The 14,856-nt window shown below is 59.2% G+C and carries 14 protein-coding genes; 1 reads left to right on the forward strand and 13 read right to left on the reverse strand.

Features of this window, described 5'->3' with window-relative positions:
- Window positions 1-140: 140 nt before the first annotated feature.
- The 9 genes from HBO41_RS00955 to flhA form a co-directional block, all read right to left on the reverse strand.
- Window positions 141-881 carry a flagellar motor protein gene (locus HBO41_RS00955; RefSeq protein WP_005790033.1) on the reverse strand — a complete coding sequence of 247 codons (741 nt, stop codon included), beginning with the start codon at window positions 879-881 and terminating at the stop codon, window positions 141-143.
- Entirely contained in the window at window positions 881-2,002 is a 1,122-nt protein-coding gene (locus HBO41_RS00960) for a chemotaxis response regulator protein-glutamate methylesterase (RefSeq protein ID WP_169984811.1), read from the reverse strand. The genes HBO41_RS00955 and HBO41_RS00960 overlap by 1 nt, the downstream gene beginning before the upstream one ends.
- Window positions 2,003-2,050: 48 nt before the next feature.
- Complete coding sequence (locus tag HBO41_RS00965) at window positions 2,051-4,276, reverse strand: chemotaxis protein CheA (protein ID WP_017134959.1); 2,226 nt, start codon at window positions 4,274-4,276, stop codon at window positions 2,051-2,053.
- 11 nt (window positions 4,277-4,287) lie between these two features.
- Complete coding sequence (locus HBO41_RS00970; RefSeq protein ID WP_099548887.1) at window positions 4,288-5,076, reverse strand: protein phosphatase CheZ; 789 nt, start codon at window positions 5,074-5,076, stop codon at window positions 4,288-4,290.
- A gap of 18 nt (window positions 5,077-5,094) precedes the next feature.
- Window positions 5,095-5,469 (reverse strand): chemotaxis response regulator CheY, encoded by a 375-nt coding sequence (locus HBO41_RS00975; RefSeq protein WP_003192908.1) that lies wholly within the window; start codon window positions 5,467-5,469, stop codon window positions 5,095-5,097.
- A 168-nt stretch (window positions 5,470-5,637) separates the two neighbouring features.
- Entirely contained in the window at window positions 5,638-6,378 is a 741-nt protein-coding gene (gene fliA / locus HBO41_RS00980; protein ID WP_017134957.1) for an RNA polymerase sigma factor FliA, read from the reverse strand.
- The gene (gene fleN / locus HBO41_RS00985; RefSeq protein WP_003192912.1) at window positions 6,375-7,208 is read right to left on the reverse strand and encodes a flagellar synthesis regulator FleN; all 834 of its coding nucleotides are present in this window, start codon (window positions 7,206-7,208) and stop codon (window positions 6,375-6,377) included. Before fleN ends, fliA begins: the two co-directional genes overlap by 4 nt.
- Window positions 7,209-7,313: 105 nt before the next feature.
- Window positions 7,314-8,630: a flagellar biosynthesis protein FlhF gene (flhF, locus tag HBO41_RS00990; protein ID WP_017134956.1), complete on the reverse strand. Its 1,317-nt coding sequence runs from the start codon at window positions 8,628-8,630 to the stop codon at window positions 7,314-7,316.
- Between the two features lie 11 nt (window positions 8,631-8,641).
- Window positions 8,642-10,756, reverse strand: coding sequence for a flagellar biosynthesis protein FlhA (gene flhA / locus HBO41_RS00995; RefSeq protein WP_032865399.1), 2,115 nt, complete (start codon window positions 10,754-10,756; stop codon window positions 8,642-8,644).
- An 871-nt stretch (window positions 10,757-11,627) separates the two neighbouring features.
- On the opposite strand from flhA, the gene HBO41_RS01010 reads away from it, so the two are divergent.
- Window positions 11,628-11,888: a DUF6124 family protein gene (locus HBO41_RS01010; RefSeq protein WP_169984813.1), complete on the forward strand. Its 261-nt coding sequence runs from the start codon at window positions 11,628-11,630 to the stop codon at window positions 11,886-11,888.
- Between the two features lie 125 nt (window positions 11,889-12,013).
- Here HBO41_RS01010 and HBO41_RS01015 read toward each other — a convergent pair whose 3' ends face one another.
- The 4 genes from HBO41_RS01015 to HBO41_RS01030 form a co-directional block, all read right to left on the reverse strand.
- Window positions 12,014-12,217: a cold-shock protein gene (locus tag HBO41_RS01015; RefSeq protein WP_169984815.1), complete on the reverse strand. Its 204-nt coding sequence runs from the start codon at window positions 12,215-12,217 to the stop codon at window positions 12,014-12,016.
- A 391-nt stretch (window positions 12,218-12,608) separates the two neighbouring features.
- Window positions 12,609-12,770 (reverse strand): hypothetical protein, encoded by a 162-nt coding sequence (locus HBO41_RS01020; protein WP_017134952.1) that lies wholly within the window; start codon window positions 12,768-12,770, stop codon window positions 12,609-12,611.
- Window positions 12,771-13,042: 272 nt separating this feature from the next.
- Complete coding sequence (locus HBO41_RS01025) at window positions 13,043-14,350, reverse strand: type II toxin-antitoxin system HipA family toxin (protein ID WP_169984817.1); 1,308 nt, start codon at window positions 14,348-14,350, stop codon at window positions 13,043-13,045.
- The gene (locus HBO41_RS01030; RefSeq protein ID WP_099548883.1) at window positions 14,347-14,643 is read right to left on the reverse strand and encodes a helix-turn-helix domain-containing protein; all 297 of its coding nucleotides are present in this window, start codon (window positions 14,641-14,643) and stop codon (window positions 14,347-14,349) included. The genes HBO41_RS01025 and HBO41_RS01030 overlap by 4 nt, the downstream gene beginning before the upstream one ends.
- Window positions 14,644-14,856: the final 213 nt, after the last annotated feature.

Genomic DNA, 14,856 nt, shown 5'->3' on the forward strand with positions numbered 1-14,856 from the left:
CCAGGCAATGCGTTTGTTCAGGCAGGTTGCGGTGTATGGTTTTGGGGCTGCTTCGCAGCCCAGCGTGAGCAAGCTCACTCGCCACAACAAGTTCGCTCGCCACATAACGCTCACTGGCCACAGGTCGATGTGCATGGGCATTAATCCATGAAGCCCTGGAGCTTCAATTCGATGGAGCGCGGGTTCTCGCCCTCGGCAATCGACAAGATGCCTTCCAGCAGCATTTCGCGGTAACGCGATTGACGCATGGCGATCGACTTGAGTTTGCTGGCCACCGGCAACAACACCAGGTTGGCACTCGCCACGCCGTAAATGGTGGCGACAAACGCCACGGCAATGCCGCTACCCAGCTGCGACGGGTCGGCCAGGTTGCCCATCACGTGGATCAGGCCCATCACGGCACCGATGATGCCGATGGTCGGCGCGTAGCCGCCCATGCTTTCAAAGACTTTGGCGGCGTTGATGTCGCGGCTTTCCTGGGTGTAGAAATCCACCTCAAGGATGCTGCGAATCGCCTCGGGTTCGGCGCCATCGACCAGCAGTTGCAGGCCTTTGCGCGCATAGCTGTCGGGCTCGGCATCGGCCACGCCTTCCAGGCCCAGCAGGCCTTCCTTGCGCGCGGTGAGGCTCCAGTTGACCACACGGTCGATGCCGCCGGGCAGGTCCACGCGCGGCGGGAAGATAATCCACACCAGAATCTGCATGGCGCGCTTGAACGAACTCAGCGGCGACTGCAACAGCGCCGCGCCCACAGTACCGCCAATCACGATCAGCGCCGCCGGGCCATTGGCCAAGGCGCCGAGGTGGCCGCCTTCCAGGTAGTTGCCGCCGATAATCGCGACAAACGCCATGGTGATGCCAATCAGGCTCAAGACATCCATCAGAGGCAGGCCTCCACCAGATGTTTGCCAATGTCGTCCAGACTATAAACCGCGTCAGCCAGGTCCGCCTTGACGATGGCCATGGGCATGCCATAAATCACGCAGCTGGCTTCGTCCTGCGCCCAGATCGCGCTGCCACCCTGCTTGAGCAGGCGTGCGCCTTCACGGCCGTCGGCACCCATGCCGGTGAGTACCACCGCCAGAACTTTGTCGCCGTAGGACTTGGCCGCCGAGCCGAAGGTGATATCCACGCACGGCTTGTAGTTCAAGCGCTCGTCGCCCGGCAGGATTTTGATCGCGCCACGGCCGTCGACCATCATCTGCTTGCCGCCCGGTGCCAGCAGTGCCAGGCCAGGACGCAGGATGTCACCATCCTCGGCTTCCTTGACGCTGATGCGGCACAGCTTGTCCAGGCGCTCGGCAAAGGCCTTGGTGAAGGCGGCGGGCATGTGCTGGATCAACACGATCGGCGCCGGAAAGTTGGCCGGCAGTTGGGTCAATACGCGCTGCAAGGCCACCGGGCCGCCGGTAGACGTACCAATGGCGACCAGCTTGTAGGCTTTGCGCTTGGGCGCAGGCGAATGCGCGCTCGGTGCCGGGGCCCGCACCGGCGCCACTGCGGGCCGGGCTATCGGGGCCGGGGCCGGGCGAGCAAACGTCGAGGTGCTCGGCGTCGGCGCGGCAACTGGCGCAGGCGCAGGCGCACTGAACAGGCTGCGACGGTTACTGCGCGAAATGCTGTGCACCTTCTCGCACAGCATCTGCTTGACCTTGTCGGGGTTGCGCGAGATGTCTTCGAAATTCTTCGGCAGGAAGTCCACCGCACCCGCGTCCAGCGCGTCGAGGGTCACCCGGGCGCCTTCGTGGGTCAGCGAGGAGAACATCAACACCGGGGTCGGGCAGCGCTGCATGATGTGCCGGACTGCGGTGATGCCATCCATCATCGGCATCTCGTAGTCCATGGTGATCACGTCCGGTTTCAACGCAATGGCTTGATCAATCGCCTCTTTACCGTTGGTGGCCGTGCCGACCACCTGGATGGTTGGATCGGCGGAAAGAATTTCCGAGACGCGGCGGCGGAAGAAACCCGAATCGTCCACCACCAGGACCTTGACTGCCATAAATACTCCGTTAGGCGGGGCGGGCACTACCGCCCTGCCCCACCAGAATCAAATACGCCGAGCGGCGTAACGCTTGAGCATGCTCGGAACATCAAGAATCAGCGCGATCCGACCGTCACCGGTGATGGTCGCACCCGACATGCCTGGGGTTCCCTGCAGCATTTTGCCCAAAGGCTTGATGACCACTTCTTCCTGGCCCACCAGTTGATCGACCACAAAGCCGATGCGCTGGGTGCCCACGGACAGAATCACCACATGGCCCTCGCGCTGCTCTTCATGCTTGGCCGAAGCCACCAGCCAGCGCTTGAGGTAGAACAGTGGCAACGCCTTGTCGCGCACGATCACCACTTCCTGGCCGTCCACCACGTTGGTGCGTGACAGGTCGAGGTGGAAGATCTCGTTGACGTTGACCAGCGGGAAGGCGAACGCCTGGTTGCCCAGCATCACCATCAGGGTCGGCATGATCGCCAAGGTCAACGGCACCTTGATCACGATCTTGGAGCCCTGGCCCTTGGTCGAGTAAATATTGATCGAGCCGTTGAGCTGGCTGATCTTGGTCTTCACCACGTCCATGCCCACGCCACGGCCGGACACATCGGAAATCTCGGTTTTGGTCGAGAAGCCCGGCGCGAAGATCAGGTTGTAGCATTCGGTGTCGGTCAGGCGGTCGGCGGCGTCCTTGTCCATCACGCCGCGCTTGACCGCGATATTACGCAGAATCGCCGGGTCCATGCCTTTGCCGTCATCGGTGATCGACAGCAGGATATGGTCGCCTTCCTGCTCGGCCGCCAGAATCACCTTGCCGTTACGCGACTTGCCCGAGGCTTCGCGTTCTTCCGGGGTTTCGACGCCATGGTCGACGGCGTTGCGCACCAAGTGGACCAGCGGGTCGGCCAGGGCCTCGACAAGGTTTTTGTCGAGGTCGGTTTCTTCACCCACCAGTTCCAGGTTGATTTCTTTCTTGAGCTGGCGCGCGAGGTCGCGAACCAGGCGCGGGAAACGGCCGAAGACTTTCTTGATCGGCTGCATGCGCGTTTTCATTACGGCGGTCTGCAAGTCTGCGGTGACCACGTCGAGGTTCGACACGGCCTTTTGCATGGCTTCATCGCCGCTGTTCAGGCCCAGGCGCACCAGGCGGTTACGCACCAGCACCAGTTCGCCGACCATGTTCATGATGTCGTCCAGGCGCGCGGTATCAACCCGCACGGTGGTTTCGGCTTCACTGGCAGGCTTTTCGGCTACCGGCGCCGCTGCGGCACGCGCAGGTGCGGCAGCCGGTGCCGGTGCGGGCTTGGCAGCCACAGGCGCGGCGGCTTTGGCTGGCGCAGGTTTGGCAGCCACAGGCGTTGCAGTCGCTGCTGCAGCCGGGGCCACTTCAGAGAACTTGCCTTTGCCATGCAACTCGTCGAGCAGCGCTTCGAATTCGTGATCGGAGATCAGGCCGTCAGCGCCAGGCTCAACGCTGGCAGGCGCGGCGCTGGCGGCAGGTGCGGCCGCGATGGCGGCGACTTCCGGCAAGGCTTCGGCGGCAAACGTGCCCTTGCCATGCAGTTGGTCGAGCAGTGCTTCGAATTCGTCGTCGGTAATGTCGGTGGCGCTTGTAGATGTGGCAGACGCAGCAGGCGCTGCCGACTCAGCAGCAGGTGCCACGGCGTCCGGCGCAAACTGGCCTTTACCGTGCAACTGGTCGAGCAGGGATTCGAACTCTGCGTCGGTAATGTCTTCGCTGGTCGGCACGGCAGGCGCAGCCACCGCTTGCGGTGCTTCAGCTTCGGCTTTCACCGCGCTCAGGGAGTTGAGCAGCTGTTCGAACTCGCTGTCGGTCACATCCGGCTCGGCTTCAACCTCAGGCTCAGGCGCGGCGACCGGCGCAACCGAGGTATCGGCAGGTTCGGCCAGGCGTGCCAGCGCAGCCAGCAGCTCCGGCGTGGCGGCCGTGATCGGCGCACGCTCGCGCACCTCGCTGAACATGCCGTTGACCGCATCCAATGCTTCGAGAATCACGTCCATCAGTTCCGAGTCGACGTGACGCTCACCCTTGCGCAGGATGTCGAACACGTTCTCGGCGATGTGACAGCACTCCACCAGCTCATGGAGCTGGAGGAAGCCGGCGCCCCCTTTTACAGTGTGAAAACCGCGAAAAATTGCATTGAGCAGGTTCGCATCATCCGGTCGGCTTTCCAGCTCGACCAGTTGTTCGGACAGTTGCTCTAAAATTTCGCCGGCCTCTACAAGGAAATCCTGAAGGATTTCTTCATCGGCGCCGAAGCTCATGTGGGTGCTCCTTAGAAGCCTAAACTGGATAACAGGTCATCTACGTCATCCTGACCTGACACAACGTCTTCACGTTTATCGGCATGAATCTGCGGACCTTCACCCTTGGCGAGATGTTTTTGTGGATCTTTTTCCGAGAGGATCGCTGCGCGGTCATGTTCGATGCCGGCAAAACGGTCGACCTGGCCGGCCATCAGCACCAATTTGAGCAAGTTGCTTTCCACTTCGGTGACCAGTTGGGTCACGCGCTTGATCACTTGACCGGTGAGGTCCTGGTAATCCTGGGCCAGCAGAATGTCATTGAGGTTGCTGGCCACCGTGCGGTTTTCCTGTTCGGTGCGCGACAGAAAGCCCTCAACCCGACGCGCCAACTCACGAAACTCCTCAGCCCCCACTTCCCGGCGCATGAAGCGGCCCCAGTCAACGCTGAGCGCCTGAGCTTCGGTGGCCATGCCATTGACCAAGGGCGTGGCGTTTTCCACCAGATCCATGGTGCGGTTGGCCGCCGCCTCAGTCAGCCGGACCACATAGGACAGGCGTTCGGTGGCATCGGTGATCTGCGAGATTTCTTCGGCCTGGGGCATGTGCGGGTCAATCTGAAAATTGACGATTGCACTGTGCAGCTCGCGTGTGAGCTTGCCCACTTCCTGATACAGGCCGCGGTCACGGGTCTGGTTAAGCTCATGGATCAACTGCACCGCGTCGCCGAACTGGCCTTTTTCAAGGCTGTCGACCAACTGGTGAGCATGCTTTTTCAGGGTCGATTCAAAATCGCCCTGTGACGTTTCTTTATGCTCCATAGCTCCCCCGTGGTGACATCAGCCGTGGATGCGTTCGAAGATTTTTTCGATCTTCTCTTTCAAGGCCAATGCAGTGAATGGCTTGACCACGTAACCGTTAACCCCGGCTTGGGCGGCTTCGATGATCTGTTCACGCTTGGCTTCGGCGGTCACCATCAACACAGGCAAGCTGCGCAGTTTTTCATCGGCGCGCACGTGACGCAGCAAGTCGATACCGGTCATGCCCGGCATGTTCCAGTCGGTTACCAGAAAGTCGATGCTCCCGCTGTTGAGGATCGGAATCGCCGTCAGGCCGTCATCCGCCTCGACCGTGTTGGTGAACCCAAGGTCACGCAACAGGTTTTTTATGATCCGCCGCATCGTTGAGAAGTCATCAACGATGAGGATTTTCATGTTCTTGTCCAATTCGACCTCCAAGCAGTCTTAAACGCGCCCAGCACCTGGACGCGCCATTTCAATCAACAGGCGTTACACAAAAAGGACTGCCCAGGGCACCACGGCACGAACCCGCAAAAGCGTAGAGCCTTTGCGGTAGCGTCTGCAGTGTCCCCACACTGCCTGTCAGCGCGCGCGCCACTCTCCCAATCGCCCCCGCAAGCGGGCGGCGCACTGGCTATGCAGCTGGCTGACACGCGATTCGCTGACCCCCAGGACCTCACCGATTTCCTTGAGGTTCAGCTCTTCGTCGTAGTACAGCGCCAACACCAGTCGCTCACGCTCCGGCAAATTGGCAATCGCCTCCGCCAACGCGCTCTGGAAACGTTCGTCTTCCAGGTCGCGCGACGGTTCCAGATGTGCACTCGCGCCGTCCTCGTGCAGCCCTTCGTGTTCGCCGTCCTGCAAAAGGTCGTCGAAACTGAACAGGCGGCTGCCCAAGGTATCGTTCAAAATCCCGTAGTAATCGTCGAGACTCAATTGGAGTTCGGCCGCAACTTCATGATCTTTAGCGTCACGACCGGTTTTTGCTTCAATTGCACGAATTGCGTCACTGACCATACGCGTATTGCGGTGTACCGAACGCGGCGCCCAATCCCCTTTACGCACTTCATCGAGCATCGCACCGCGTATGCGAATACCCGCATACGTCTCGAAACTCGCGCCCTTGCTCGCGTCGTATTTGGTCGACACTTCGAGCAGGCCGATCATGCCGGCCTGGATCAAGTCCTCAACCTGCACACTGGCAGGCAGGCGTGCCAGCAAGTGATAGGCAATGCGCTTGACCAAGGGCGCATAGCGCTCGATCAGTTCGCCCTGACTGTCACGTGCCGACTTTTTGTAAAGGTTGTAGCCGCTGGATGTCATAGCACAGGTCCCGCGCTCGTCTGATGCACCAATCGCTCGACGAAAAACTCCAGATGCCCCCGAGGGTTGGCAGGCAACGGCCAAGTATCGACCTTCTGAGCAATAGCCTTGAACGCCAATGCGCACTTCGAACGAGGGAACGCTTCATAGACTGCACGCTGCTTTTGCACAGCCTTGCGCACACACTCGTCATAAGGAACTGCGCCCACGTATTGTAAGGCGACATCGAGGAAGCGATCCGTGACCTTGGTCAACTTGGCAAACAGATTTCGCCCTTCCTGCGGGCTTTGGGCCATGTTGGCCAGCACGCGGAAGCGGTTCATGCCGTAGTCACGGTTAAGCAGTTTGATCAGGGCATAGGCGTCGGTGATCGACGTGGGTTCGTCGCACACCACCAGCAGCACTTCTTGCGCGGCGCGCACGAAGCTGACCACGGACTCGCCGATCCCGGCGGCGGTGTCGATCACCAGCACATCGAGGTTGTCGCCGATGTCGCTGAACGCCTGAATCAGGCCGGCATGCTGCGCCGGGCTCAGGTGCACCATGCTCTGGGTGCCTGAGGCAGCCGGCACGATGCGAATGCCACCGGGGCCTTGCAGCAGCACATCGCGCAGCTCACAACGGCCTTCGATCACATCGGCAAGGGTGTGTTTGGGTGTCAGCCCCAGCAGAACGTCCACGTTCGCCAGGCCCAGGTCAGCATCCAGCAGCATGACGCGACGGCCAAGCTCTGCCAGGGCCAGGGACAAATTCACTGACACGTTAGTTTTCCCGACGCCACCTTTGCCGCCGGTCACCGCGATCACCTGTACGGGATGCATGCTGCCCATTTTATTTCTTTACCTTGTCTTGCTTAGACGCAGGCTACATGGCTTGGCCGCGTGAATCGCTTGCAGACCATCGATGTAGATACATTTCACGGTGTTCATCCTGCCTCACCCCACCCGCTTAGCCGGGTTGTGGTAAAGGTCGGCGAACATATCGGCCATCGCTTCCTCGCTAGGCTCTTCTTGCATTTGCACGCTGACAGCACGGCTGACCAACTGATGACGGCGCGGCAGATGCAAATCATCCGGGATCCGCGGCCCGTCGGTCAGGTAGGCAACCGGTAACTCATGACTGATCGCCAGGCTCAACACCTCGCCCAGGCTCGCAGTTTCGTCGAGCTTGGTGAGAATGCAACCGGCCAGGCCACAGCGTTTGTAGCTGTGGTAGGCAGCGGTAAGAACCTGTTTCTGGCTGGTGGTTGCAAGCACCAGGTAATTTTTCGACTTGATGCCACGCCCGGCCAGGCTTTCAAGCTGCATGCGCAGTGCCGGGTCGCTGGCTTGCAGGCCGGCCGTGTCGATCAACACCACGCGCTTGCGCAGCAGTGGGTCGAGTGCATTGGCCAGCGACTGGCCCGGGTCGACGTGGGTCACCGTCACATTGAGGATGCGGCCCAGGGTCTTGAGCTGCTCCTGGGCGCCGATGCGATAGCTGTCCATGCTCACCAGCGCGATGTTCTGCGCGCCGTACTTGAGCACATAACGCGCGGCCAGCTTGGCCAGGGTGGTGGTCTTGCCCATGCCGGCGGGGCCGACCATGGCAATCACACCGCCCTCTTCCAGCGGTTCGATTTCCGGCGTGGCGATCATGCGCGCCAGGTGCGCCAGCAACATGCGCCAGGCTTGGCGCGGTTCTTCGACTTCAGCCGTCAGTGCAAGCAAATCGCGCGACAACGGGCCGGACAGGCCGATGCGTTGCAGGCGACGCCACAGGTTGGCCTGGTGCGGTTTACTGCCTTGCAGCTGCGTCCACGCCAACGAGCCCAACTGCACTTCGAGCAACTCACGCAGGCCATTGAGTTCAAAACGCATCGAGTCGAGCGCGCGCTGGTCGACAGCGGCGGCCGGGGCTGGCGCTGCAGGGCGTGGCGGTTCTTTGAAGGTCGGTTCTACCAACGGCTCGGCGGCGGTCAGCGGCAAGCCGGCGAACAATTGGCGATTGGTGCTGGCATCGCTGTCGCCACGCATGCTCAATTCAGCCTGGGCCGAGACAATGCGCGAAGCGGTCTTGCGCAGTTCGTCTTCGAGTTCCATGTTCGGCACGCGCGGCGCCAGCGCCGACGGGGTGTAATCCAGGGCAGCCGTCAGCTCGACACCGCCGGCAATGCGACGGTTTCCAATAATCGCGGCATCGGCGCCCAGCTCATCACGTACCAGTTTCATGGCCTGACGCATATCGGCGGCGAAAAAACGCTTAACTTGCATAACCCACTACCTCAGCCGTTGGGCCCTACTGTCGCGACGATAGTCACTTGCTTATTGTCAGGAATTTCCTGATAAGCCAAAACGTGCAAATTCGGAACTGCCAGGCGACCAAACCGCGACAACATCGCTCGAACCGGGCCTGCCACCAGCAGAATCACCGGGTGGCCCGCCATTTCCTGACGCTGGGCGGCTTCGATCAACGAACGCTGCAGTTTCTCAGCCATGCTTGGCTCCAGCAGAACGCCCTCTTCCTGGCCAAGTCCGGCCTTCTGAATACTATTGAGCAATATTTGTTCCAACCTTGGTTCCAAGGTGATCACAGGCAGCTCAGACTCAATGCCTACAATGCTTTGCACGATGGCGCGGGACAACCCGACACGCACCGCGGCCACCAAAGCGGCAGTATCTTGACTCTTGGCGGCATTGTTGGCGATGGCCTCGGCAATGCTGCGAATGTCGCGCACCGGCACCTGTTCGGCGAGCAAGGCTTGCAGCACCTTGAGCAACTGCGACAGCGACAGCACGCCGGGTACCAGTTCTTCGGCCAGTTTCGGCGAGGCTTTGGCCAGCAAACCCATCAATTGCTGGACTTCCTCGTGGCCGATCAGCTCATGGGAGTGCTTGTAGAGGATCTGGTTGAGGTGGGTGGCGACCACGGTGCTGGCGTCGACCACGGTGTAACCGAGCGATTGTGCCTGGCTGCGCTGGCTGACTTCGATCCATACCGCTTCCAGGCCAAAAGCCGGATCTTTGGCGGTAATGCCATTAAGCGTGCCGAACACCTGGCCAGGGTTGATCGCCAACTCACGATCCGGGTAGATCTCGGCTTCGGCCAGGATCACGCCCATCAGGGTCAGGCGGTAGGCGCTGGGGGCCAAATCAAGGTTGTCGCGGATGTGCACGGTGGGCATCAAGAAGCCCAGGTCCTGGGACAGCTTCTTGCGCACACCCTTGATCCGCGCGAGCAGTTGGCCACCCTGGTTACGGTCCACCAGCGGAATCAGGCGGTAGCCGACTTCCAGGCCGATCATGTCGATCGGGGTCACGTCATCCCAGCCCAGCTCCTTGGTTTCCTGGGCGCGGGCCGGGGATGGCAGCAAGTCTTGCTGGCGGGCGATTTCCTGCTGGGCCTGGACCTTGACCGCATTTTGCTTGCGCCAGAACAGGTAGGCACCACCGGCGGCCATGGCCGCCATGCTCAGGAACGACACGTGCGGCATGCCCGGCACGATGCCCATGATCGCCATGATGCCGGCGGCCACGGCCAGCGCCTTGGGCGAGGCGAACATCTGGCGGCTGATCTGCTTGCCCATGTCTTCGGAGCCCGAAGCACGGGTGACCATGATGGCTGCAGCTGTGGATAACAACAGTGATGGCAATTGCGCCACTAAACCGTCACCAATGGTCAGCAAGGCGTAGACCTTGCCCGCATCGCCGAAGGTCATGCCGTGCTGGAAGATCCCGACCGCGATGCCACCGATCAGGTTGATAAACAGGATCAACAGGCCGGCGATGGCGTCGCCGCGCACGAATTTACTCGCGCCGTCCATGGAGCCATAGAATTCGGCTTCCTGGGCGACTTCCAGGCGACGGGATTTGGCTTGGTTCTGGTCGATCAGGCCGGCGTTGAGGTCAGCGTCGATCGCCATTTGCTTGCCGGGCATGGCGTCGAGGGTAAAACGCGCGCTCACCTCGGAAATCCGCCCGGCGCCCTTGGTCACCACCACGAAGTTGATGATCATCAAAATCGCGAACACCACGATACCGACCACATAGTTACCGCCGATCACCACCTCACCAAAGGCCTGGATCACCTTACCGGCGGCGGCGTGGCCGTCCTGGCCGTGGAGCATCACCACCCGTGTGGATGCCACGTTGAGCGCTAGGCGCAGCAGGGTCGCGATCAGCAAAATGGTCGGGAATACGGCGAAATCCAGCGGCCGCAGGGCATACACGCAGACCAGCAGCACCACCACCGACAGCGCAATGTTGAAGGTGAAAAACACGTCGAGCAGGAACGGCGGCATTGGCAACATCATCATTGCCAGCATCACCAGCAACAACAACGGCACACCCAGGTTGCCCCGCGACAAATCAGTCAGGGTGCCACGGGCCGTGTTGAGCATTTGAGAGCGATCTACCACCGGTATTCCTCGTGTTCCTTGAAGCAAAGTTTTGACGCGGGAGAGCGTCCTGGAGGCGGTATTGCAAGAAGCCTTCCAACTTTGGTTTCAGGGCGACGATCGTCGAGCGGTCACCGGTTCAAATGTGGGAGCTGGATGGGGGTGTGATGATCGTTCCCACGCGCAGCAAAGGAATGCAGCCAGGGACGCTCCGCGTCCCGACTTGAGCCCGGCGCAACGGTGACGCAGAGCGTCACGGGAGGCATTCCCACGCGGGAGCGTGGGAACGATCTTCAGCGGGCTTGCTCGCGAAGGCGGTGGTTCAGTTAGAACAGTTTTGGCTGACACACCGCTTTCGCGAGCAAGCCCGCTCCCACAGCTGGATGGGGGTGTACCTGTTGTAAAGATCGTTCCCACGCTCTGCGTGGGAATGCAGCCAGGGACGCTCCGCGTCCCGACTTGAGCCTTGCGCAACGGTGACGCAGAGCGTCACAGGAGGCATTCCCACGCGGGAGCGTGGGAACGATCTTCAACCAGCTCCCACAGTTGGATGGGTGTGTACCTGTTGTTACTGAGGAAATTTCCGACAAGGTTTTCGGGTTGCCCCTAGGAACCGGGCTCCCTAGTCTCCGTACACCGCTGCAAATGCAGTGGTCGGGCGTCGCGGCCCGGTTTACTACGGAGTAAAAGCACCATCTCCCTTTCAGTCGACGCTTTTTTATCGTCTACTGTGCGGCGCTATGGCGGCTGTGCGCGGGATACCTTCGGGTATGCCGGGTTGCTCCTAGACCGGTCCGCGAACCTGCGTACAGCTGCCACCTTCAATCGCGTCGCGGCGATCAGTGGCGGCTCCACTTTCGCAAGGAGCTTCACAATGATCAAACCCACCCCAAATCCCCCACCCAGCGTAATCCTCACCCTTATCGACGGCATCAGCACCGAAGACCTGCTGGTCAACCTCACCGAAACCCTGGCATCCGCCCACGCCCTGACCTGCGACGTCGCCTTTGACCTGGAAGGAACACAGCGAGAAGGTGCGCTGGGTATTGCGCAGTTGATTGAGGTGGGACGGTTGTTGGCTGAGCGACTGCTGGATGACAGGGAGCCGTCACCAGCGACGATCGTCGAGGGGTGACCCGTTCAAATGTGGGAGCTGGCTTGCCTGCGATTGCGGTGTGCCAGGCACTGAAGGGCCAGCTGTAAGTCAGTGATGATCGTTCCCACTCTCCCGCGTGGGAACGATCAATGATCTTCAAATCCTCACGCTGGTCGCACGTTCTGAGCTTGGGGCCCTTTCGCTCCCTGCCCTATCTCGAACTCCACTTTTTGATTTTCCTCGAGTGTCTTGAAGCCTTCAGCTGAAATTGCAGAAAAATGAACAAAAAGATCAGGCCCGCCACCATCCTGGGTAATAAACCCAAAACCCTTCTCCGCGTTAAACCACTTCACTTTACCCGTTGCCATTGCCGTTCTCCTGACATCCCATTCAAAAATCCGCACCAGGCTCCCCAATAAGCCTGATACAAAACGCAAACACACCCTTTGGCCGGTGAATCCTGGCGAACTGTACCCGCTGGCCTTCTCTCCACCGGGTACACGCTGAACTCAAGCGGTCCAAACACACCGGTTCATCATCGCCATCCAACGCAATCAGCCCTTCACCGGTCTTGCGGTTATAAACCTTGATCGTCCCCGTCACCGCTTCCATCACCCTTCCCCTGCATCTCGTTACTACTTGCGTACAGTGCCTGGCACCATCAAACCGCGAGAACGCAGAGCTGACTACTGTCAGAGTTGACAGGTAGACGGGGATTAACGACCAGTGGTAGTGATTGTTTGCTGAGCAGGCGGGGGGTTATTTTTTTCGTTTGCGGGATTTGCGCGCCTTGGGCGGCGCATCGATTTCGCTGCAGGGATTGCCCGTTGCCTGAACGGGTACTGCATTGCCTTCGCGGTCGCGGGCGACAAAACCAATGCCCTTGACGGCGTCAAACCACCTGACCGTAGCCCTGTCCATGACCGCTCTCCCGAGCCGCGCATGACGGCGCACCTCGCCGCTCTATGTAACAGTGAAGGCGGTGCAATGGATACTGTCAAAGTTGACAGGTAACGCTGAACTTTAGACAGATGGCAGCGCTGGTTGTTATGCCGCCAAGGGCTCCGCCCGCCGTGCCTGCACCGCAGCCAGTCCGGCAAGTTCGGACAAGGGAGCAACCGAAGGGGTTGCCCAAGCAGGGTGCGGAGCTTCAAGGCTGGTGTTCAAACGTTCCGATTCTCACCTACGAGGTGTCAGCGCCTGGTAGGTCGTATCAGTTTGAAGTAGTCATGGTCTTGTTCCAGAACAGCTTTGTAACCGGCGCCTGCTTTGAGGGGAATCCTTACACTTTTGAAAATGTCATCCCATTGGGCAAATGCGGCTAGCGTTTGCTCAATGTAGTCGTTCGGCTTGAGGTACTTGTAGTCTGCGCACAGCTCCTGAATCAGCCTCCGGATTGCCTTCCCTCGACCGTTATATGCCGTTGTGTGTTCACCCCGAGCCTCCGAGAAAGTCAGGTCGTATGCCGGCGCGAGCGTCCACCTTGCTTCGTCGCCAGGCTTCTCTGGCTCACGCCCGATGAACGCGAAGTTCTTGGTGTGATCGTCGTAGTTGTGAAACAGTGCATTGAAAACCATCACCCTGGCCATTTTTTCGACCTCTGCGGCACTACGCGTCAGCATGTTTGTGAGCTTCAGTAGCCCGCTGTAGTCCATGGATGGCAGTTTGTACGTAGCGTACATAAGCGCAGAAACCGTGATCATGTGAAGCTTTTTATCGCGCTGCCGGTCAAAGCGCTTTGTTGCGAAGAAGCCCTCGCGACTACCGTCATGCATGGTCATGTTCAGGACAGTCGACTCAGCCATTTCGACACCTGCGTCCCTGGCCATCAGGTAGTAAGCATACTCAATTGCGCCGGTTTCAACCGGCTCATCTGGTGCCCTGAATTTGACTATCCAGTGATCATAGCCCGGCAGAATTGGCCCAAAAGCGGACGTTGCATGCTGCCCATCAGGAGACATTGCGACAATCGCTTTAGGGCGGGCACCACCAGGCGATCCCCCTGCAAGCCTGAGCTTGGTAAGCACTGCCGAAGTGTCTCCTGACAGGACTTCCACGGAATTCTCGAAGAGCTCTGCAAGGTTAATTGTCCCCCTCAGCTCTCCTCTTTCCGCTTTTGGATGGTACTCAAACGCTCCCATGGCTCTGTCGCCCATGTAAGCGAGCCGATCCAGGGCAGTAACTGTGTAAGCAGTTCCCTCACCGAATGTGGCATTAAGGAATCTGTCCATCAGCAGCATGCCCCAGCCGTCTGGAAGAGAGTCCGCAAAGGGGCCGTGCAATCCTTCGAACAGTTCAGGAGCACGAGCAAGCTGGGGTTTGTCGTCAAACTTCATCGTGAACGGCGACAGGTTGAAGCCTGTAGCGAGCCATACCGGGTCGTAAGTGAAAAAAATCCCAACCCCCTCCTCCCTGTACAGATCACCGACTTTCACACCGCTTTTGGTGACCTCAAGGGATTCGAAACGCTTCAGCTTCGGATAATCCTGGCGCGGTTTCATTTAGAACCCCGTTTGCGCTTTGAGTTTTTCAGCTCTGTGAGGGAGTTCGGCTGCGAAGGTTTAAACAGAGTCGTTAGCGGAGTCAGCTCATCGAGCGCGGTGGCGAGCAGAATCATCGATTCGAGAGTAATAGAACCTGCAGTCTCGAACCGCTGGATCGACGACTCCGATACCCCTGAAAGCTCTGCCAAGGTCTTCCTCGTGAGGTTTTTCGATAGCCGTAGCTTTTTTGCATTTTTCCCCACATCGCGAGCGATCTCTGCGGGGGAGCTGAGCAAATGCATGAAGGACATGGCAGGCCTCGTTTAATTTTTACTAATGGCTAAATCTGACTTATTAAGGGCATGAAATCAGCATTATTAGTCAGTTTTGACCATTATAGTGCTATTGGCGTGCGCGAGGAAAAATCATATACCTTGCTAACAGTCAGATATGACTATTTATATGGAAAAATTCGCTTTAATAGGTCAGTTATGACTAATTATATTTTCCCTGCGCACAACTCA

The sequence above is a fragment of the Pseudomonas sp. WS 5146 genome, assembly GCF_012985495.1.
Classification (GTDB): Bacteria; Pseudomonadota; Gammaproteobacteria; order Pseudomonadales; family Pseudomonadaceae; genus Aquipseudomonas; species Aquipseudomonas edaphica.

Coding starts and splice junctions, on each gene's coding strand:
- HBO41_RS00955 (WP_005790033.1), bottom strand. CDS start 881: ATGGATGTCTTGAGCCTGATTGGCATCACCATGGCGTTTGTCGCGATT.
- HBO41_RS00975 (WP_003192908.1), bottom strand. CDS start 5,469: ATGAAAATCCTCATCGTTGATGACTTCTCAACGATGCGGCGGATCATA.
- HBO41_RS00960 (WP_169984811.1), bottom strand. CDS start 2,002: ATGGCAGTCAAGGTCCTGGTGGTGGACGATTCGGGTTTCTTCCGCCGC.
- HBO41_RS01020 (WP_017134952.1), bottom strand. CDS start 12,770: ATGGACAGGGCTACGGTCAGGTGGTTTGACGCCGTCAAGGGCATTGGT.
- flhA (WP_032865399.1), bottom strand. CDS start 10,756: ATGCTCAACACGGCCCGTGGCACCCTGACTGATTTGTCGCGGGGCAAC.
- HBO41_RS00970 (WP_099548887.1), bottom strand. CDS start 5,076: ATGGAGCATAAAGAAACGTCACAGGGCGATTTTGAATCGACCCTGAAA.
- fleN (WP_003192912.1), bottom strand. CDS start 7,208: ATGGGCAGCATGCATCCCGTACAGGTGATCGCGGTGACCGGCGGCAAA.
- flhF (WP_017134956.1), bottom strand. CDS start 8,630: ATGCAAGTTAAGCGTTTTTTCGCCGCCGATATGCGTCAGGCCATGAAA.
- HBO41_RS01010 (WP_169984813.1), top strand. CDS start 11,628: ATGATCAAACCCACCCCAAATCCCCCACCCAGCGTAATCCTCACCCTT.
- fliA (WP_017134957.1), bottom strand. CDS start 6,378: ATGACATCCAGCGGCTACAACCTTTACAAAAAGTCGGCACGTGACAGT.
- HBO41_RS01025 (WP_169984817.1), bottom strand. CDS start 14,350: ATGAAACCGCGCCAGGATTATCCGAAGCTGAAGCGTTTCGAATCCCTT.
- HBO41_RS01015 (WP_169984815.1), bottom strand. CDS start 12,217: ATGGCAACGGGTAAAGTGAAGTGGTTTAACGCGGAGAAGGGTTTTGGG.
- HBO41_RS00965 (WP_017134959.1), bottom strand. CDS start 4,276: ATGAGCTTCGGCGCCGATGAAGAAATCCTTCAGGATTTCCTTGTAGAG.
- HBO41_RS01030 (WP_099548883.1), bottom strand. CDS start 14,643: ATGTCCTTCATGCATTTGCTCAGCTCCCCCGCAGAGATCGCTCGCGAT.